The organism is Lactobacillus huangpiensis (assembly GCF_019972815.1).
GTDB classification, from domain to species: domain Bacteria; phylum Bacillota; class Bacilli; order Lactobacillales; family Lactobacillaceae; genus Lactobacillus; species Lactobacillus huangpiensis.
Map to the genome: position 1 here is coordinate 16,064 of NZ_BPPA01000005.1, position 20,483 is coordinate 36,546.

Consider the following 20,483-nt stretch of genomic DNA (forward strand, 5'->3'; position numbering starts at 1 on the left):
TAATAAAAATTGCTATTTAGTTTTTATTGCTTCCAAGCAGCATCAAATTTTGTTTTGCCCGATTTAATAGCGTCATCAACATTTTGCTTCTTTTGAGCAGCAGCTAAAATATTTTGCATAACTGGATTCAAATTACCGTATGCAGCTCCAGCATTTTTGATAATTGGCACACTGTATAAGTTTGCCATTGCATCTTCAAGTTTAGCTGGCAATTTAAGCTTTTTAGTATCCTTGTATTCAGCTGAATCAGCAGCACTCTGGTTAACAGGAATGTAACCAGTAGCATTTGCCCATTCAAGTTGACTTGCTTTTGAGGTCAAGAACTTAATGTAAGTAAATGCTGCAGACTTTTGGTCAGCTGAAGCATGCTTGAACATGTAAATATCAGTACCTTGTGACATAGTGTATTTACCTGGACGAGGTGCAACATCGTAAGTGAACTTGTTGCCTACACCTTGTTTAACAAAGCCTTCACCAGCAGAAGTACCAATGTACATTGCTACCTTTTGGTTAGCAAATGGTCCAGACAGATAGTGTTCTGAACCAGCTACTCTGAAGTAGCCATCTTTGATTCCATCTGCATAAAAATTAATAACCTTCTTTGAAGTATCGCCGGCAAAGTCAATTTTACTTGAGAAGTCAACGCCTTCGTTCTTCATGCCTAAAGTGTAGTAGTTTGATAATGAGTCAAAACCGGCTCCAACAACTTTATGATTACTCTTTTTATAAATAATTTGTGAATCTTTCTTCAGTTCATCCATTGTTGCAGGAGCTTTTTTAATACCGTATTTCTTTAACAAGTCTGCGTTATAAGTCAAAACTTCAATTGATTTGTTAAAAGGAATACCGTATTGTTTGCCATTAATCTTAGCGCCATCAAGAAGTTCAGACTTGATGTCAGAAGCTTTACTGCTTCCCCAGCCAACTTCTTTATTGTTAATGTATGGCTTTAAATCAACCAGCATGTTTTTGCTAGCAGCATTAAAGAGCCAGTCAGGATATGCCTGAGTAATGGTTGGCAAGTTATTAGGCGATTGCAAAGTTGAATTAATTTTGGCTTGTAAGTCATTATAAGCACCTTGATTCTCCAACTTGACCTTGATTTTAGGATTTTTGCTTTCAAATTCCTGTGTCAATTTTTTCAAAGTCGATTGTTGCACACCTGTCATACCATGCCAAAAAACAATATTGGTTGTCTTTTTGACTTTGGCAATTTTTTCTGAACTTGAAGATGAGGAAGAATTAGAATTGCTTCCGCCATTTGAACAAGCTGCAGTACCAACAAGAGTTAAACCAACAGCAAACGCAGCGGCTAACTTTTTACTAAACTTCATTTGGTTAAACCTCCCAAATATAAAAACTAAACAACATTTTTTTGATTAATCAAAACGCAATTGTTTGGTTACGTTTTGGTAAAATCCTGTTACCATAAGGGTTTTCCACCAGCTCCGGATGCAATGTGTGCACAGGAATAAGTGTTGGTGGTTGAACCCAAGCAATAATTTGTTTTAGTTCTTGCTCGTCAGCGTGACCAGAACAACGCAACGTCTGAACTTCAATATTTTGCTCAGCGAGATTTTGCAAAAAAGGCTTGTATGCTGGGTCAAAATCTCCTAATGGCTCTGCATTAGAGTGAATATACAAACCACCTTTTTGCAAGTGGTCGAAATCAGCAACTGCTTGCCAGAGGAATTCGTGATCATCATTTAGCAGATCATCGTAATGAACAGCTAGTTCCGGTTTCAGATCAACGAATTTCTGCTCCCCTGGCAAGTAATAATAAGGAAAATCTTGATTTAAACTTTCCTTGAGCAAATGAGCTCTTGCGGCATGCAAAACAACTTTACGCGGTGAATCAGAAATAATGCGCAATAGCCGCTCAACGTTGGTAGGATAAGTATTAAAAGTAATTTGCCGCTTAGGGTTGTCATTTTGCAATTGTACAAATTTGGCAGTCAGTTCATCCTCATTTTTAGGACCAGTAAATTCTTCGCTATTTTCTTCATGCTTTTCTTCTGGCCAAGAAAACCCGGTTGCTTCAGTAATTAAAACATCACAGTCTTTAGCTGCTGCCAAAAATTTTTTAACCCAGTCAGGATGATAACCATGAAGACGAATGTCGCCAGTATAGGCAATTGCCAAGTCTGGTGTTCTCACTATCAGACCAGTTGCACCATAAGCATCGTGGTCACTTGGCCACACCGTCATCGTTATATCGCCGATTTCTATTGGCTTTTGATACTCGGCTGCAAAAATTGGGCGTGTATAATTCGCCTCATGTCCGGCAGCAGGCAGTAAAAAGTCTCCTTTTTCATTTAAAGCAGGCAACATCTTAGCTGTTATTGACCCTGCATACAAAGGTATTTCTGGAGCCAAGAAATTCATGGCCTTGCTGTGATCAAGGTGCAGGTGGGACATATAAGCTGCCGCATATTCCCAACGTCCATGATCAATTGCTTTACCAGTTAGTTGGGGATCATAAAAGTTCGGTACATCACCAATCAGCTCATTTTGCACTAAAGTCTGATAATTTTCGTCAGGCAAATTGAGCTCAGGTCGGTAGACTTCACCCAAATCAAACAAAATGTGCGATTTGTGATATGCCACCTCCATCATTGGGCCGCCAATAGTATTTAAACCATTGTAAAACGTAATGGTGGTTCTATCCTTTAAGATCATTACGAACCACCCCCTTAATAATCTGTTTTCTAAAGATTAGGTACAAGACTAAAATTGGTAAAACAGTCAGGGTAGCAGCAGCCAGTTGCAATTGCGTTTCACTACCGGCATCGGATGCAAAGGCAGATAAACCATTATTTAGCAAACGCATGGTATCTTCATTTGTAACCAGTAACGGCCAGAGAAATGAATTCCAGCCAGAGATGAAGCTTAAAAGACCAACTGTAAACAAGCCGCCTTTTGACATCGGTACTAAAATTTTCCAAATGTAATCCCAATCACTGGCGCCATCAATCATAGCTGCTTTATAAATCGTATCTGAGATTGAACCAAAATAGCTCTGCAAGTAATACATGTAGAAAATCGAAGTTAGGAATGGCAAGACCAGTCCTACATAGGTATTAAGCAAACCCATATGTGCAATCGTATTGTAATTAGTAAAAATAATTGCTTCACCAGGTACCATCAATAGTGACAAAAGCACCATTTGGATTAGACCCTTGCCCTTAAAGCGCAGGTTAACCATGGCAAAAGCGCCAAGCAATGAATTAAACAAACTGACAAGCGTGGTGATACTGGCTGTTAAAACCGTATTGAAGAAGTAGCGACCAAAAGGTGCACGGGCAAATACTTTTGCGTAGTTAGACCACTCAAAATGATGCGGGATTAATGTTGGCGGAATAGAAGTTGTTTCCTGAAAACTCATCAAACCACCTAAAATCATATAAATGAATGGAAAAACAGTAATGATGGCAAAGATAAATAAAATAATGTAACTGAATAAAACTCCTAGCCGAATTCGTTTCATTTAATTCTCTCCTATCTTCTTCATCATTTTCCGTTGCAAGAACGTCGCAAACAGAATTATCAGGAACAAAATTACCGTTGCCGCCATCGCAACTCCCGGAGTGCCGACAATTTGGAACTTATTGTAAATATAGAACACGGCAGTTGTTCCCGAATTACCCACTCCGGCTTGCCCGTTAAAGAGTGCGTAAACAGAAGTATAGATTTTAAAGGCTCCAATCACATTCATTGTTAGCAGAAAAGCAATAGTAGGAACCAGCTCCGGCATAGTAATGCGCCAAAACTTATCGCGCCCGCTAGCACCGTACATGTCAGCAATTGTATAAAAATTCGGGTCAATATTACGCAGTGCTCCCATTAATATGACAATGTTAAAAGCCAGTGACGACCAAATACCAAAGATAATAATGGTAGTTAAAGACATTGCTGGATCATCAATCCAGTCAGGAGCAGGCAGATGCAAACATCTAAGCAAAAAGTTCAACATCCCGTAATCACCATTAAAGATGTAACGGAAAACAATCCCTATGGCAATTGTTGAAGTAACATATGGCATAAAAAACGTTGTTTCAAAGAATGACTTATGCTTCACCTTGTCAAAAATTATCCACGCCAGCATAATTGAAATTATTAAGCCGATAGGTACTGAAATAATTGCATATAGCACCGTATTCTTGATAGCCAGCCAAAATTCCGGGTCGTTGAAAATATACTGATAATTACTAAAACCATTCCAGTGTAAATCAATTAATGAACCACTTTGAAAGCTCATACCAAAAGCACGTAAAATGGGATAAATACTAAACAAAGTGACAAAGATAATAGTTGGTGCTAAAAAAAGCCAAGCCTTCTTTTGATTTGTCTTCATTAGTAAACTCGCTCTCCTTCAGGTGTAAAAAGAAATACCCGATTTAATCGCATTTTAAGTTTAACTTGATCGCCTCTCTTAATTGGAGTTTCAAGGTTAATTAGTGAACGAACCTGTTCATTATCAAATGTAAATTTCAGTATACGTTCACGTCCAATTAATTCAATATCATCCACCGTGGTCTCGAAAAGACCCTCAGGATCTGGAATAATATTCTCAGGTCGAACAGACAAGATATACTCACCATCTGGCAATTCCCGTTTAAAACGAGACTGTTCCAGATCAGCAAGATCTATCGTAAATTGGCTTGACTTTAATTCATTTGCAGTTTTAGTTATTTTAAAATTATCAATTACTGGATTGCCGACAAAATTGGCTACAAAATAATTATTAGGCTCCAAATAAAAGTTTTGGCCTAAATCGTCTTGTTGTATAACACCATCATTAAAGAGGATGATTTTATCACCAATAGACAATGCTTCTTCTTGGTCATGAGTGACAAAAAGCGTGGTAATGCCAACAGATTTGACTAATGAACGAATTTCTTCACGAATCTTTAAACGCAGTCTGGCATCCAAATTGCTCAAAGGTTCATCCATGAGCAGAATTTGAGGTTCTTGTACCAAAGCACGAGCAATTGCCACTCTTTGTTGCTGACCACCGGATAAATTGCCAGGCTTTTGATCAGCCAACTCGGTAATCTGCGTTAATTCCATGTACTTAGTAGCAATCTTTTTGGCTTCTTCTTTAGGTTTTTTATTAGCCCCTACAATAAGTGGAAACATTACGTTTTGCAAAACAGTCATATGAGGATACAATGCATAGTTTTGAAAAACGTAGCCAATATGGCGATCTTTAGGTGCAACCTTTACCACCGACTTGCCATTAAATAAGATGTCTCCTTCTGTGGGATTAAGCAGACCAGCCAGTATATTTAAAATAGTTGTTTTTCCACAACCGGATGGCCCTAATAAACACACCAAATCTCCTTTTTTAACGGAAAAGCTGACGTTTTTTATAGCTTCATGACCATTGTCATAAACTTTTTGCAGGTTTTTCACTTCAACAAATTTATTGTTATCCATTAAATCGCACCACTATAATCTTTATTTTTCATTTTTACTCTCTTAATTTTATGATAAAAAAAGTCAGAACACAACCTAATTTGCTTAATTAAAATTCGTAATTATCTTATCATAATCAAGCTTTTAAGTTAATTATTCGTATTTGTTGTTTAAATTGTTAATTATTATCCGGAAATTGCTTTTATTGTTCTCTTTTTAAAGTTTTGCCTTAAGAAAAAAGCGACAGTAAATGTTACTACCACTCTTTTTAATCTCTGTATATATTAACTATTATTTTATCCGAACATTTGGTTATTCTTTAAAGCTGATTTTGCCAGCAACTACTGGTTAGTAATTATCTTTCACAAAAATCTCATGATTTACTTTGGCTCGTCCATTGTTATAGTTAAAAGAGTAACCAGGCTGAACGTTAAACAGATAAACATTAAAATCAAGTTCTCCGTCAGTTGAGACTGCCTGCAAGTTAATACCACGTGCCATTAATTCGTCTCCTCGAAAAATCGGCGTAGCTTGATAAATCACTTTTTTATTTTGCCTTAAAGCAACACGAATACGGCTTTCAAACATTGTTTGAATTCTTTGATTGGAAAAAGCAGACTGTGTGAACAAATTTTTAGGGTTATTTTGATCACCTGAATGATTGCGGGGATTGAAGTTGCCTTCAAAGTCAATACCGGCAGAAACTGAATACGCAATGAGGTGTCCACGATTATAAATTTGTGTGCCGTTGCGCCGGTTATAATGCCAACCAGTTGGTTCAACGAATTGGCGAACCCTCAAACTATCGTTAGCAACATTGCGCTTTTGTAAAAAGGCTGTATTCGAATGAGATGTACGATTTAAACTATCCAAATCAGAATAAATAACCCGATTAACGCGCCAGGCATTTTTGATTAACGTGGAATGATCATTATTAACAGTAATATAAGAAGAACTTCCACTTTTAAAGTTTAAATTAGCCAGTTTTTGGTAGTCTTCATGCGACAAGCCACCGTATACTTTAGCAGCAGGCTTGGCCTTATCAATTTGATTGCGTTTCTGGCGGTCACTGCGCGTGATCCTGTTCATTGTCTGGTGTCCACTTGGGTCTGAGCCACCCTTAGTAGAAACAAACCACAACAAGAACAAGATAATAATGACTATTGCCCAAAAATCTCCGTTAGTTGTTTTAGTTTTTCGTCTGCTCCTCCTGCGTGCCATTCACATTGCTCCTTTTTAATAATAATTAAGTATAGCTAATCGAACTGTTGTTTGCAACAGGAACAATAAAAAAGCAAGGTCAATGATCCCTTGCCTCTAATTTTAACTTCTGGCCCATTCATCCAGCATATTCAAAAAATAGCTTTCAGACAAGCGCTTAATCTTGCTGCCTGCATGATTAAATTCTTTTGCCTTCAATGCTTCTGGATTATTTTTACTGAAAAAGCCGTCATCACTCATAATTAAATAATCTGTATCAGCTTTGACACCAGTTTGGGCTATGCCATTCATATTATTAACCATTTGAGCAGCTTCAGTGCCGTTTATTTCTACCTCAGGAGCAAAAGCAATCTTTTTATTATTAACCGGATTACGAAATCCTAATTCCCAGACTTCCAGTTCTTCCTCCAGCAAATCAATGTTTTTCAGTTTGCCTTGTGCTTTTTGCAATAGTTCTGGCGTAAAATGCTGGCGAAAATCATCATAAACTTTTTTAGTATCAAGGGAATCTTCCAGACCATGATGCTGTTCTACTTGTGCAATACCTGCGCGCTGAATGCAGTCAAGCAAGCGATTGTGCTGCTGCGGATAATATACTCGAGCTAAACGCAACACATCGACATAATCGTTACTAAGCTCCGGCAAATGAAATTTTCGTGCTAAATCATACAAAAAATTGAGATCGAAATTGACGTTATAGCCAATGATAATATCGTCACCAATAAACTTGCGAAAAGCCGTCATTGCCTCTTTTACCGGCTTTCCTTCTTTAAGAAGCAGTTCTTCAGTAATACCATTTAACTTAGTGATAAAACTCGGCACATGATTTGACCGTGGATAAACAACCAGTTGACTAAACTCATCTACCACTTTGTTAGCACGCACTTTAACTGCACCAAGTTCAGTTACATGATCACGATATGGGTTTAAGCCCGTAGTTTCAATATCGAGCATAGTGTAGTCGGAAATGAAGTCAGGCCATTCCTGACCCTTGCCGCGGATCTTATCTTGAACCCCAGAAACATGCAGTACGCCATTTTTTACGTAAATACTCATTGAAATCAGCTACTCCATCACCAAATTATTGATTAAACTTGCTGCATCCGCGTTTGTACCAGCGCTGCGTTCTTGAATTTCCGGTAATAAATTTTCCTGCTTGAAGTCAGCAGCCACATAGGACCATTGCGGAAATTCTGCTACCAAATGTTCAATTGGTTCCCGTAATTGCGGGCTCGTTTCGTCAACTCCTAATTCCAAAAAAACAGTGTTTTTATCTTCATTACCGGTTAAAAACCAGCGGAAACGAGTGTTAGCTTCAGTATCTGGATAAAAATGCTCATTAAGTGGCATATGTATTTCCAGTGGCTGACCACATACATCACATTTTGGTACCAATTCTTCTATGTTGGTATCGGGCTTTTTCCCAGCAATCTTTTGAACGACAGACTGACAATTCTTAAGTCCATGATTGATGCCGCTGGAACACTGCGCTTTAGTCCAGTCGCCAAACACATTAAAAATGCGGTTTTCATTAAAGCCGGCAGTTTCAAAAAAGTGACCAAATGCAGAGGTAGCAATAAAATACTGCTTGTCATCAATTAATTGCTTCAGTTTTTGCAATGTTTTACTAGGATGATAATCAAGTGAATACCTTTGAATAAGGTTTGACCATAACTGCCATTTCTCAGCCCATGAAAGCTTGTGCTCATCAAGAGCATATCCTACTGAATGAACATCATATTTTTGAACAATAGTGGGAAAATCACGTTCAAAATCTTCCTGACCCAAAAGGTCAAGTCCTTCAGTTTTAGCTAAGCCATTACCGGCAACCACTATTACAGTATCAGCATTTTGCACTAACTGTCGTGCCTTATTCAAATTTTCCATTTAATTACCTTTTCTATTTTTGATTATAACCAGTAAATGAAACTTGGCCATCTTCAAATTCTCCTAAGAAAATATCACCAGTATCATCATAGCCAGCTTGTTTGACCTGCTCTTTTAGCCAGTCTTCATCCTTATTAATAGATTCAAGCACATCTTGGTTGATTTGACCATCATTAATTAACGGAAAACGTACATTCTTCTCATCTTTTTTAATTACCGTTAATTGACCGTTCTTTTCAAAAATACAGTTTTTCACTTTATCAACAGAATAAATTCCTTGACTGCGCAATTTAAACATTAATTCATTAGCTGAAAGTCCAGCAGATAAACAATTTCGAGGCAAAACTTGACCATTTTTAATTATTTGAATTGGTTTGCCATCAATTAGGCTGCGAATAAAGTTGCTGTGCTCTCTGGCAAATTTTAGGATAAAGACCACTAAAGTCCAGACAATCAAAACCAGCAAAAACTGTAATACGGAAATATTGGCATTATAAATAACGCCTCCTATAATACCACCCAAAACATAGTTTTGCAGTTGATCCAGAGCCGTTGTGGGAGCAATATTGCTCTTGCCAAACACATTTATTTGAAAAATTAAAGTTAACACACCTAATACGAATTTAATAAAAAGCTGCGTATAATTCATTATTATTTTCCTCCTAATTCTTTACGTCGACCGTGTGGTTAATCACGTGGGCCTGCTTTAAAGAATATGAATTGTTATCGTCATTTAGTTCCAGTTGATAGTCAATGTCTTTGGAATCAACTCTGACAATTAGACCGTTTTGCAAAGTTGTAGAACTAACCATGACGTCCGAAACCGGAACCTTATGATCTTTAGCAACTGATTTAATAAAAGGCGCAATCTGCTCGGATTGGGATTTTACCACATTGGTTTGCACGTATTTTTCGTATTGTGTTCCCATAAATAAAAGCAAAAACAAAAGTGCAATAATGCCCAGGTCTCGGTAGCGCGTATCGAATCTATGCCTGAGATAAAGAACTGTAAAAGCAATCATCGTTAAAGCCGCAACCGCAATCAGTACATAGAGAATGGTTTTACTTGTATTTTGATTTTGCTCAATATATTTAAGTGTGTAAAAAGTCATGACATAATTACCTCTATAAAAAACAATTTATTCTATTTTACTGTAGTCAATACTTTTTAAGAAATTTCATATTAACTACCTTAATTATTACCAAATATAGCTAAAACATTTAATTCCTCCCAGAAGCTTACTTCAACTGTGTTTATAAGCTCATCTATTATCAGTATAACAAAAAAGTAGTTAGAAGCTGTCTAACTACTGCTTATTAATATTCAATTTATTTCTAGTTTTGAGAAGCACCCGTTGCTGCATCAGACTCAGTTTCTGCTTCAGCCTCTTCTTTTGCCGCTTCAGCTTTAGTTGACGCACCTGTCTTAGCATCAGGATCTGAATTGCGTCTATATGTCGCACCGGTTGTCACATCCGGATCAACGACCAACTTTTGTCCTGTAGTTTCACAGAAATATTTTACTAATGGATAAAGATCTTGTACCCATTCATAAATACCGGCATAATTGCCCTCATCATCTTCAACGCGTTTATAATAATGCAAAACCAGTTCCTTAAGATTTCCAGTAGGTACTGGCATATATACAGTATCATGCCCACTCTCTTTAGTGCGCAGTGCATGAACAACTTTTTTAGCTTCCGGAATTACTTCACGCACATCCGGATGAACTTCGCCCATTGTGTTCCCTACTTGCGCAGGAACTCTTTTGGCCTTCATCTTCACATTAGGATCAACCGGACGATTGTACCATAAGAACTGGTTATTATCATCCACAAAGGTTAGTTCTCCAATCGTGTTGCGTAGCATCCAGTTTATTTGGTTAACTGTTAACAGCCCACTATCAAGCTTAACATAATCATCTCCTGTAGCGGCGTGAGTTTTTTCTGCTGCTTTGTCAAGCCAATCTGGGTCTTTCTTATCAAGCCCTTCTACTGTATAGCGACTTTTGCCTTTTGCATCAAAATCTTCTTTTAAATACTCGCTAGCATCCATGTCTTTTAACCATTTGGGTTCAGCCATTTTCGTTCTCCTTAATCTTCATCTAACATACTAAACTAATTGTAACATGTAATCGCTTAATTTTAGGCATTACCTTAAATTACTTTTCATTTTTGGGATTTGTTTTTCTTTCTATTATAATGAGCTAAAATAGAGACTAGTTGATAACGATTAAAGGAGAGAAATATGAAAACAGGTACCAAAATTATTACGCTGGATAATGGCTATCATTTATGGACAAACACTCAGGGTCAAGGCAAAATTCATTTACTGGCTCTACATGGAGGCCCCGGAGGAAACCATGAATATTGGGAAGATACTGCCGATCAATTAAAAAAGCAGGGCTTGGATGTGCAAGTAACGATGTATGATCAGCTTGGTTCCCTTTATTCCGATCAACCCGATTATTCTGATCCGGAAATTGCTAAAAAGTATCTAACATATGAATACTTCCTGGATGAAGTTGACGAGGTACGTGAAAAACTGGGTTTAGACAATTTTTATTTGATTGGTCAAAGCTGGGGCGGACTTCTGGTACAAGAATATGCCGTTAAATATGGTCAGCACCTGAAAGGAGCAATTATTTCCTCAATGGTGGACGATATTGATGATTATGTTAAAGCCGTGAACCGACGTCGCCAAGAAGTTTTGCCCCAAACTGAAATTGACTTCATGCATGAATGCGAAAACAATAACGATTATGGCAATGACCGCTATCAAGAAGATGTCAACATTCTCAACATTAACTTTGTTGACCGCAAACAGCCGTCTAAGTTATATCATTTAAAGGATATTGGTGGTTCTGCTGTATACGAAGCCTTTCAGGGTGACAATGAATTTGTGATTACTGGCAAACTAAAAGACTGGCACTTTAGAGACCAACTTAAAAATATTAAAGTACCAACTTTGTTAACCTTTGGTGAAAATGAAACAATGCCAATCGCTACGGCTAAAATTATGCAAAAAGAAATTCCGAATTCCCGCTTAGTTACAACTCCTGATGGTGGCCATCATCATATGGTTGATAACCCTGATGTTTATTACAAGCACTTAGCAGACTTTATCTGTCAAGTTGAAGCAGGGACTTTTAAAGGAGAATAACAAGTCCGAATATTTTTATGTAAGTAAAAGTACCCGAAAAACAAGCACGCAGCTGCTTGTTTTTTTGTTCACTTAAAAAAAGCTTTCTTACTAATTACTTTTTGCAAATATAATTATTTTTTACTATATTTTAATCATGTATAAAATAACAGTTTACAATGATATGCCTTTTTTAAAAAATAATAATAAAATATTTTTCTTCACTCATGAATTTACAACAATAAAAAAACTATATTAAAAATAATCCAGTATACTTTTCACTTATTTAAATTTTAAGTTTTCCGTGATTAAAGCAATGTCTATAAGGGTATATATTTTTTATTAAAGTTTAAACTTATAAATTTTAAAAGAATATATTTTTAGTCTAGACCAATTTATGTTATTATAAAGTTAACATATATTTAGAATACGGAATAAATAACTTGGAGAAAATAAAATGAACTTATTAATAGTCATCATTTTAATTTTAGGTGGCTGTTCGTACATTTTTGATTTAATTTGGACTCTTTATCTGACATTTAGCAATAATGTAAAGCAAGATAATTACGGCGAGCGCTGTCGAGATTTCGATACTATGTTCTTGTTAATCCCAGCAATGAATGAATTTCAATCCTTACGAAAAAACATTCCTTATTTAATGGAATTACAAAAACAATGTGAGAGTTTTATCAAACTCAAGCTGGTCTTTATTGATGATGATTCTAGTGATGGTACCACTACTTTATTACAAAAATATGCTTATCATCCTAATGTCATAGTTGTACACCGCGTAAAACCTAATGCTCAACAAGGTAAGGGGCCAGCATTACAGGATACAGCCAAACGCATTGCCAAAATGAATTTTCCTGAAGAAAAAACTATTATTGGCGTCATAGATGCTGATAGCCACTTAGATGCAAATTACTTAAGGCAAGTCGTATATGCTTTTAATCATTCTAATTGTGATTTGCTTCAAACAAGAGTAAATATTTATAATCTGGAGCATAATATCGCAGCAATGCAAAATTTTGAATTCACTATTTATAATTCTCTTCTACAAATGGCAAGAACTGATTGGGGTTCATCTTTAGCTTCCGGCAATGGTCAATTCATGACCTTAAAAATGACCAATAACGTTGGCTGGTCATCATCATTATTGGAAGATTGCGAATTCTCCTTAAAAGGCTTATTAAAGGGTTACCGTGGTACATTCTTAAATACCGTTAGCATTGGACAAGAGGGAGTTACAAAATATAAAAAGCTGATCAAGCAACGTACTCGCTGGTGCCAAGGCGGTTTTCAATGTTTAGGCAAATATAGCAAAAAGATTGTTAAATCTAAATCTATTCCTTCAATGGTTAAAACTTTTGTACTGCTCTTTCTGCTTATTCCAGTATTTTCAATGGTCACAACCCCAGCATCCGCAATTTCATTTATAGTTTTACTGCTTTATATGAAAACGAATGCCTGGATTAGCATTTCAATTATTGCAATTTTGCTAATAATAGAATATTTGACAAATACATTGTTAATTCTAAAGCAATGGCGTGAAGCTAAGTTTGATGAACCGCTAAAATTTTCATATTTGCTAAAAATATTGTTTTTGATTGATTTTTACAGATGGTCGTTAGCCATAGTTCCATATAAAGCTTTGGCACGAATTTTAGTTGGCAATCAGTCCTGGTCAAAAACTTCTCATACTTAACAAGGCAGAAAAAGGAATTAACTTCTATTTTTAAATATTTACATTCAAAAAGACTAATAAATTTGTGTATTGATAACCCAATCTATTAGTCTTTTTCTTTCTGCAAATTTTATATAATTAGACACAGTTAATTGTCTTACTGTTCTCTATTTTCAATGACTCTTCTAAATTGCAGCCAGCTCTCACTAAAATTTGAAGTCAGCGAACCAGCTATCTTGTCGGGTGGGCAATCAGGATGCTTTTCAAGTAAATCCGTCATCCTTTCTTTTAATGCGGGAACTTTTTTCCAGTCACTGCTTTTAGCTGACCATGCTATATGTTCAAACGGGCTCATATGCTTTTCAGCAAGCAATCTTTTACCCAAATTTGAGCCATTTCTATTTTTCATTTTAGAGCGATCATGATACGAAATTCTGGCACATTCTGAAGCCGATTGCAGAAGCACTGGCTCAAGCCTTTCCCATGATAACAGATCATTTTCTTCAACCTCGATAAAGGGAACATGAAATATTCTCTTTTTCAATGTTCCATACTTGGGACTTGCTTTAAGAACAGCTTTAATCAAAATTGCAATAGTTTCCATTTCCGGCTGGACGCCAGCAGCAATTCGCAAATCCAGAAAATTTTGCCAATAAGTTGACGTTACCAGAGTTTCATGCCACATCCATGGTTCAATCAATCTGTTGCAGTCTTGTTTATGAGCATCATTCCATGAAGCTGGAACTGCATCATTTTTATATGCTTCATCATACTTGTCAGCAAATTTTTCCCAGTCACTAGCTTCAGCATCGTAAGGGACTTCTTCTTCATTCATTAGCTGTCGAAACATACCCAGAACTGCTTCATCTCGGGAGTGCAACCAATTTGCAGTAGATCTTTTTGCCCTTTCTGAATCAGCAAATGGCCCTGTCATGCCCTTGTGATTAATAGTCCAAAGTGGAATCACAGGTTGCTCCATTACTGGCTTGACGGTAGTCTTTATGCTTCTGGCTCTTGAAGAGGCACTGTTTCTGCTGAAAACCCGGTGAGTATTCCACTCGGGAAGAATAAATCTGGGAAACCTGACAATCATAGTTGTGACTCTGTCTGGTGTAATTAAGTTTTCATTCTCAGTAAACTCTCTGTTGATTGAATCTTTTACAATTACAGCAGAATAGCCTCTAAGAACTGGATCCTTATACCTTGCGCAAATGGTCTTGGCACTATTTTGGGACCAGGGCATTTGCTCTTCTTCCACAATCACTGAAGACCAATCTGGTTTAGCTTCACGACTATTATTATGCAGTGTAGTCATTTATATATCTCCTCATTAATTTATTAAGTCACAGACTATAATCATTATTAATCTATCTGTTACTTTAAACAAATTACCTGCATATATAAACAAAAAAAGAATTTATAGTTTCCCAACCTGCCTATAAATTCTTGCTTTTTACTATTTTTGCCCAAATTTTTGATGCTAAGACTCGTTATCATGCTTTATTTCAGATGACAGTAAAAAAATACTAATTGCTGTAACTAGCAAAAGTTCAATGGCTGAAACTCCAATGCCTGATCTTGAGCCTATTTTTTTAGCAACAAGACCGCCTAAAAGATAGCCCAAAGAGTTTACTCCAATTAGCACTGTTTTATAGATACTCGTAACCCGCCCAAGATATTTTTGTTCAACTTGCTGTTGCCTATTCGTGATGATACTAATATTAATAATTGATTCAATTATAGAAACAAATGCAATGGCCAGAACCATTATTGGTACATTTTGGTACAGCGCAAAAAGGGCACGAAAAAGAGCACCTGCAAAAATCAGCAATACAAACAATAGATTAAACTTAATGTGCCTATTCAACCAATTGACCACAAAAGTACCAATTAAGGCACTGACAGCTGCAATCGCTGAAATTATTCCAATATTTTGAGAGGAAAGTTTTAATTGCGTACGTAATATTATGAGGCTGTCATTATCAAAATTAGCTGACACAATATTAACTAGTGCAGCTAATATTAACGGATACAAAACAGAACGAAGATTAAGTGTATATTGCAGACCCTCCTTTATATCTGTTTTTACCGTTTTAAGTGCAGATTTGAGAGCTGTATAGCCGGTAAAAGCAGTAGATTTAGTTTTCAGGCTGATCTTTTTTTCCAGTAAAAGGCTAATTAGGTAGAAAACTGCACAAATAACAATTAAAAGACTATGCGAAATATATTGATATAATATTCCACCTACAATAGGCAATGCAAAATTAGCTGCATATTGTATGCCATAAACCAGACTGTTTAATTCTGAAAAATCCTTCTTTTCTACTAAAAAAGAAACAAAAGTAATTTCTGACACGGTATTAATTGTGTTTGTCACGCTGACGACAAGTGATACCGCATAAATAATTAAAATCATGCAATTCACTGTTAACTGGAATGCAAATGATGCGGAAAGAATCAAGTAGCTGATTAATCTAATCAAATCACTAAAAATGAGAATCTTTTTAACATCTAATTTATCCGTTAGAGCTCCTGCCGGAAGACCTAAAACCAAAATAGGCAATGTTTCAATAATAGAAATTATTGATAAGTGAATACCATTTTTAGTGATATCAAGTACCATCAACGGCAACGCAAATGACATTAAAGAGCTACCCAAGTTATCTGTGATCACTGACAAAAGGTATAGTTTGTTGTTGTTACTTTTTAGTATGTTTTTCATGTGAACAAATAGTAGCCTTTCTTTAATTAGTGTCAATTTCTTAAAATATTAAAGTATAATTTATATTTATTAAAATTAAATCTACATCAATTTTAAAAGCTTCAAAATCTTTGACTGGTGTATGCTATTAAAAATTACCACGATACTTAACAATGTGGTATATTATCAAAAATATTTTCTCCAGCAATCTTAAGCGCCATTTTCTACGCTTGAGCCGCCTTCTGGTAGTCCTAAAACCACGCCGATCTGCAGCAGTATGCCCTTCATCAAATAAATGTGAGCCAATTGCTGTTTTTCCTCTTAGTTTTAATAAGTTATTTTTTTATCAGTTACGGCCCAGCCGCAAGAGTTGGTCCCGATATCAAGACCTAAAATATAATCTTCATTAATCTTGCTCATGATTTTTCCCCTTCTAAGTATTCATTACTATAAGAATACCCCTTATAACAATAGAATTCACTATCTTTTTCATATAATAAAAAAATGATGATCTTTGTGACCACCATTTTTACTAAATAACTAAATAAACTAGAACTATTTGTTTGCTTTTTCTTTAATTGTTTCTGCAGATGCCTGTAATTTCTTTTCTTCTTCATCTGTCAGTGTCAATTCAACGGTTTGAACAATACCATCGCGACCAACAATTGCCGGGTAAGATAAGTAGGTACCATATTTTTCCTGGTAATTTGAAACTGGCATTTCAGTGTGAGCATCGCTTTGAATGGTTTCTACCAAACGAGTTACAGCAGCTGAAATACCGTAGTTGGTATATTGTTTGCCTTTATAAACTGTTTGACCACCAAATTTAATTTCATCGTTTAAGTCTTCAAGCTTAAGATGTTTTGCTTCAGCTACTTCAGTAATTGGTTTTTCCAAAACTTTAACAGTTGACCAAGCAGTAAATTGTGAATTACCGTGCTCACCCAAGTTAAAACCTTCAACTGAACGAGGATCTACATTCATCCGTTCACCAACAGCACGCTTCATACGAGCCGTATCTAATAGAGTACCGGTACCAATGACATGTTTGCGCGGTAAACCAGTTAGTTCCTGGTACATATTAGTAATTGCGTCAACTGGATTGGTAATGGCAACCAAAATACCATTGAAGCCACTCTTCTTGATTGACTCCGCAATGTCTCCAATTCGCTCACGGTTATAATTCAATTCTGCAAAACGCTCACCGCCTGCTTCCAACTCAATATTTCCAAAAGCACTAATGACAATGTCTGCATCCTTGAGGGCGGAATAATCATTGATCGTAATAGTAGTGTGATGCTTCAAATTTGCCATCGCGTCTTGAAAATCAAGCTGATCTGCTCTAACCTTTGCTTCATTAACATCAATCATAACGAGGTCATCTACTAAACCCGTTAATATTAACTGCTGCGCTACCGTACTGCCAACGTGACCGTCACCGATAACTCCTATTTTATTACTCATAATTTTCCCTCCTACTTGTTTTTTCAAAATTATGTAATATCTATTATATACAAAATAATGATAAAAATAAAATTATTTTTAAAAAAATATTAGGTTTTTTGCAATTATTGCTAAATATAAATTAAAACTCCCTGTTTTTAAATTTTTGCCTCTAAGAAAGCGTATACTAAAGAAAGGAGGTACATTATGAGAAAAATTAAAATTGGCAACACCAACTTTTCTGGTTCAGCCATTGCACTCGGAATTATGCGCATGAATAAACTGACTGTTGATGAAGCTGTCAAGGCATTAGAAACTGCCCATGAAACTGGTATTAACTATATTGATTCAGCTGATGTTTATGGTCATGGTAAATCTGAAGAAATTTTCGGAGAAGCATTACAAAAATCAACCTTAAAACGCGACGATTTTTACATTCAATCAAAGACTGGAATTTATGAAAATCCTGAGTTAGATTATAAAACTACCAGGTATGATTTTTCTAAGAAATATCTGATTAATGCTGTGGATGGCATTCTTTCTCGCATGAGAATTGATTACTTAGACAGTTTGCTGTTGCACAGACCGGATGCTCTGATGGATCCTGCAGAAATCGCTGCTGCCTTTGATGAATTACAAAGAGACGGCAAAGTGCGTCACTTTGGCGTTTCCAACTTCAACCCGATGCAAGTCGATTTACTGCAGAGTGGAGTTAGTCAAAAACTGTTAATTAATCAACTGCAATTAAGTGTCATGCATACTGGTCCAATTGACTTCAATATTCACACTAATATGACGGATGAGCGGAGTATTGATCATGACCGTGGCGTTTTAGATTACTCACGCTTGCACAATATGACCGTTCAGGCATGGTCACCTTTCCAATACGGTCAAATTGAAGGCAATTTCATTGGAAATCCTAAGTTTCCGGAGGTTAATGATGCCTTGCAAAAAGTAGCTGAGCAAAAAGGTGTTTCTAAAAATGCTGTTGCTGCTGCATGGATTTTAAGGCATCCGGCAAATACACAAGTTATTATCGGTACGATGACACCAGCTCATATCATCGACAGTGCCAAGGGAGCAGATATTTCACTTACTGCTCAGGAATGGTATGATATTTATCTTGCTGCAGGTAATGATTTGCCTTAAGAATTAGCTGATAACACAAAAATCCTAGCGCAATTTTACGTTAGGATTTTTTTTGCCAATATTAATCAATTGACTTGGATTTTCTGCTGTAACTATTAGGTATATTGAGCTTTTTACGGTATTTAGCAATTACTCGTCGACTTAAAGTCACATCATGCGCTGCAAAAATTTCTACTAATTGCTGATCACTTAAGGGAGCACGGACATCTTCTTTCATGGCATTTATTAAATCATGAGTACTATAAGAAAGACTGGTTAAATTCTGCTTTAATTTTAGTGACAAAAAAAGCTGTGTCACTAACTGCTCTTTTGGCTTTAATACCATTTTTTGCAATCGTGTCATCGGCTTTTCCTCCTCTTACTTAAGAATGACTGTCAATTTAATTATACTACACCTATCAGTCCTAAAAAGATTGACAATTGAGTTAAATTATTTGACGTTAAATATCATTAATTTCATTTGCTAACTTGGGACTGATAGCAAAACTAGTTTCAGAAATTAGCGGAATATCTTTCATCAACAATAAAATTAAATTAAGCCTTGACTTTAATTTCTTATTTTTTTATAATTCGGTTATTGAAGTTGGAGGTAAGGGTAATGATTCAATTTAGTCAAAAAGAAAATCAACTAAATAATCGTTATTATCTTAGCTACTATAGATAAGAGTTTGGGTTCATCTAGGTGGATTCAAACTAAACACAAGTTTGAATTTATCTATGATGGCTAAGACTCTTTTAGTTTGGTTAGCCACATAGCTTTCTAAGTGGCTGACCACATTCAATCGTTTTTGGCAATAAAAATTTTTGTGTACCCGCTTAGAAATAAGTGGGTATTTTTTATGGAGGCAGAAAATGCATTTCAAGAAATTGATCACAGGAATTAGTATTGTCGGATTAATGGCACTGGGAGGGTGCAGCAGCAAAAAAGCCAGCAAGGCGCCTGAGGTTAAACATGTTGGTGTTTTACAAGTAGTGCAGCACCCTTCTTTAGATAAGGCATACAAAGGTTTTAAAAAGGGACTAAAAGAAAGTGGTTTTGTTGAAGGTAAAAATCTTAAAATTGACTACCAGAATGCGCAAAACAATCAAGACAATCTGAAAAGTATGAGTGAAAAACTGGTTAATGAAAAATCAGATTTGATTTTGGGTATTGCCACTCCGGCTGCACAGAGCGTTGCTAATGCGACCCAAAAAATACCAACTGTTGTTACTGCTGTAACTGACTTGAAAGCAGCCAAGTTAGTTGATTCAGATGCTAAACCTGGCAGAAACATTACGGGAACAACAGACATGGTTTCAATTAAAAGACAAATTAAATTATTGCTATCAATCGTACCCAAGGCAAAAACTGTAGGCATTATGTACAATGCCGGTGAATCAAACTCTAAAATACAAGCCGATTTAGCTACGGCTGCACTGAAAAAAGCAGGAGTGAAAGTTTTGATTAAAACTGCAAATACAACTAATGATGTCCAGCAAGTAACTGAAACGCTTGCGTCTAAAGTTGACGGTATTTTCGTTCCTACCGATAATACTTTCGATTCAGCTGCTTCTGTAGTTGGAAAAGTAGTTAAAGAAAAGAAAGTTCCCCTGGTAGCAAGTTCCGTCGATCAAGTTAGAACAGGTGGTTTGGCCTCAATCGGAATTGATTACGAATTATTAGGAGAACAAACTGGCAAAATGGCTGCTAAAATCTTATCTGGAAAAGCAAAGCCAGCTAACATGCCGGTTGAAAGAGCACATGATATGAAATTAGTTGTTAACAAGAGTATGGCTAAAGCACTGGGAATTGATCCTAAATCAATTAAAGCACCCAAATAATTTTAAGTTGATATAAAA

Annotated in this window: 19 protein-coding genes and 1 pseudogene; 4 read left to right on the forward strand and 16 right to left on the reverse strand. The window is 36.2% G+C overall.

Annotated elements, in window-relative coordinates; translation table 11 throughout:
* Positions 1 to 23 precede the first annotated feature (23 nt).
* From LDM90_RS04470 to LDM90_RS04520, 11 genes are all read right to left on the reverse strand, one after another.
* Positions 24 to 1,334 carry an extracellular solute-binding protein gene (locus tag LDM90_RS04470; RefSeq protein ID WP_223896651.1) on the reverse strand — a complete coding sequence of 437 codons (1,311 nt, stop codon included), beginning with the start codon at positions 1,332 to 1,334 and terminating at the stop codon, positions 24 to 26.
* A gap of 49 nt (positions 1,335 to 1,383) precedes the next feature.
* The gene (locus LDM90_RS04475; RefSeq protein WP_223896652.1) at positions 1,384 to 2,679 is read right to left on the reverse strand and encodes an MBL fold metallo-hydrolase; all 1,296 of its coding nucleotides are present in this window, start codon (positions 2,677 to 2,679) and stop codon (positions 1,384 to 1,386) included.
* The gene (locus LDM90_RS04480) at positions 2,663 to 3,487 is read right to left on the reverse strand and encodes a carbohydrate ABC transporter permease (RefSeq protein ID WP_198213995.1); all 825 of its coding nucleotides are present in this window, start codon (positions 3,485 to 3,487) and stop codon (positions 2,663 to 2,665) included. The genes LDM90_RS04475 and LDM90_RS04480 overlap by 17 nt, the downstream gene beginning before the upstream one ends.
* Positions 3,488 to 4,354: a carbohydrate ABC transporter permease gene (locus LDM90_RS04485; RefSeq protein WP_198213996.1), complete on the reverse strand. Its 867-nt coding sequence runs from the start codon at positions 4,352 to 4,354 to the stop codon at positions 3,488 to 3,490.
* The gene (locus LDM90_RS04490; protein ID WP_223896653.1) at positions 4,354 to 5,439 is read right to left on the reverse strand and encodes an ABC transporter ATP-binding protein; all 1,086 of its coding nucleotides are present in this window, start codon (positions 5,437 to 5,439) and stop codon (positions 4,354 to 4,356) included. The genes LDM90_RS04485 and LDM90_RS04490 overlap by 1 nt, the downstream gene beginning before the upstream one ends.
* Positions 5,440 to 5,766: 327 nt before the next feature.
* On the reverse strand, positions 5,767 to 6,639 hold the full coding sequence (locus LDM90_RS04495) for a DNA/RNA non-specific endonuclease (RefSeq protein WP_223896654.1): 873 nt from the start codon (positions 6,637 to 6,639) through the stop codon (positions 5,767 to 5,769).
* Positions 6,640 to 6,741: 102 nt separating this feature from the next.
* Positions 6,742 to 7,695 (reverse strand): exonuclease domain-containing protein, encoded by a 954-nt coding sequence (locus LDM90_RS04500; protein WP_223896655.1) that lies wholly within the window; start codon positions 7,693 to 7,695, stop codon positions 6,742 to 6,744.
* 9 nt (positions 7,696 to 7,704) lie between these two features.
* A complete protein-coding gene (locus LDM90_RS04505) occupies positions 7,705 to 8,526 on the reverse strand; it encodes an SIR2 family NAD-dependent protein deacylase (RefSeq protein ID WP_198214000.1) in 822 nt (273 codons plus the stop codon).
* Between the two features lie 13 nt (positions 8,527 to 8,539).
* Entirely contained in the window at positions 8,540 to 9,175 is a 636-nt protein-coding gene (locus LDM90_RS04510; RefSeq protein WP_198214002.1) for a DUF421 domain-containing protein, read from the reverse strand.
* Between the two features lie 13 nt (positions 9,176 to 9,188).
* Complete coding sequence (locus LDM90_RS04515; RefSeq protein WP_045927550.1) at positions 9,189 to 9,638, reverse strand: DUF3290 domain-containing protein; 450 nt, start codon at positions 9,636 to 9,638, stop codon at positions 9,189 to 9,191.
* Positions 9,639 to 9,861: 223 nt separating this feature from the next.
* Positions 9,862 to 10,608, reverse strand: a complete 747-nt coding sequence (locus LDM90_RS04520; RefSeq protein WP_223896656.1) for a PAS domain-containing protein — start codon at positions 10,606 to 10,608, stop codon at positions 9,862 to 9,864.
* A 165-nt stretch (positions 10,609 to 10,773) separates the two neighbouring features.
* Here LDM90_RS04520 and LDM90_RS04525 point away from each other — a divergent pair, with 165 nt between their 5' ends.
* Positions 10,774 to 11,688: a proline-specific peptidase family protein gene (locus LDM90_RS04525; protein WP_223896657.1), complete on the forward strand. Its 915-nt coding sequence runs from the start codon at positions 10,774 to 10,776 to the stop codon at positions 11,686 to 11,688.
* Positions 11,689 to 12,124: 436 nt separating this feature from the next.
* Positions 12,125 to 13,372, forward strand: a complete 1,248-nt coding sequence (locus LDM90_RS04530) for a glycosyltransferase family 2 protein (RefSeq protein ID WP_223896658.1) — start codon at positions 12,125 to 12,127, stop codon at positions 13,370 to 13,372.
* Positions 13,373 to 13,508: 136 nt separating this feature from the next.
* Here the strand turns inward: LDM90_RS04530 and LDM90_RS04535 are convergent, their stop codons facing one another.
* The 4 genes and pseudogenes from LDM90_RS04535 to LDM90_RS04550 form a co-directional block, all read right to left on the reverse strand.
* Complete coding sequence (locus tag LDM90_RS04535) at positions 13,509 to 14,666, reverse strand: hypothetical protein (protein WP_223896659.1); 1,158 nt, start codon at positions 14,664 to 14,666, stop codon at positions 13,509 to 13,511.
* A 165-nt stretch (positions 14,667 to 14,831) separates the two neighbouring features.
* Positions 14,832 to 16,073 (reverse strand): MFS transporter, encoded by a 1,242-nt coding sequence (locus LDM90_RS04540; RefSeq protein ID WP_223896660.1) that lies wholly within the window; start codon positions 16,071 to 16,073, stop codon positions 14,832 to 14,834.
* 169 nt (positions 16,074 to 16,242) lie between these two features.
* Positions 16,243 to 16,472, reverse strand: a pseudogene (cas9, locus tag LDM90_RS04545) (type II CRISPR RNA-guided endonuclease Cas9); the annotation flags it as partial.
* Between the two features lie 135 nt (positions 16,473 to 16,607).
* The gene (locus tag LDM90_RS04550) at positions 16,608 to 17,516 is read right to left on the reverse strand and encodes an L-lactate dehydrogenase (RefSeq protein ID WP_045927542.1); all 909 of its coding nucleotides are present in this window, start codon (positions 17,514 to 17,516) and stop codon (positions 16,608 to 16,610) included.
* 186 nt (positions 17,517 to 17,702) lie between these two features.
* On the opposite strand from LDM90_RS04550, the gene LDM90_RS04555 reads away from it, so the two are divergent.
* The gene (locus LDM90_RS04555) at positions 17,703 to 18,644 is read left to right on the forward strand and encodes an aldo/keto reductase (RefSeq protein WP_223896661.1); all 942 of its coding nucleotides are present in this window, start codon (positions 17,703 to 17,705) and stop codon (positions 18,642 to 18,644) included.
* 61 nt (positions 18,645 to 18,705) lie between these two features.
* Here the strand turns inward: LDM90_RS04555 and LDM90_RS04560 are convergent, their stop codons facing one another.
* Positions 18,706 to 18,987, reverse strand: a complete 282-nt coding sequence (locus tag LDM90_RS04560; protein ID WP_223896662.1) for an RNA polymerase factor sigma-54 — start codon at positions 18,985 to 18,987, stop codon at positions 18,706 to 18,708.
* A gap of 554 nt (positions 18,988 to 19,541) precedes the next feature.
* On the opposite strand from LDM90_RS04560, the gene LDM90_RS04565 reads away from it, so the two are divergent.
* Positions 19,542 to 20,465, forward strand: a complete 924-nt coding sequence (locus tag LDM90_RS04565; protein WP_373307169.1) for an ABC transporter substrate binding protein — start codon at positions 19,542 to 19,544, stop codon at positions 20,463 to 20,465.
* The last annotated feature ends 18 nt before the right edge of the window (positions 20,466 to 20,483 follow it).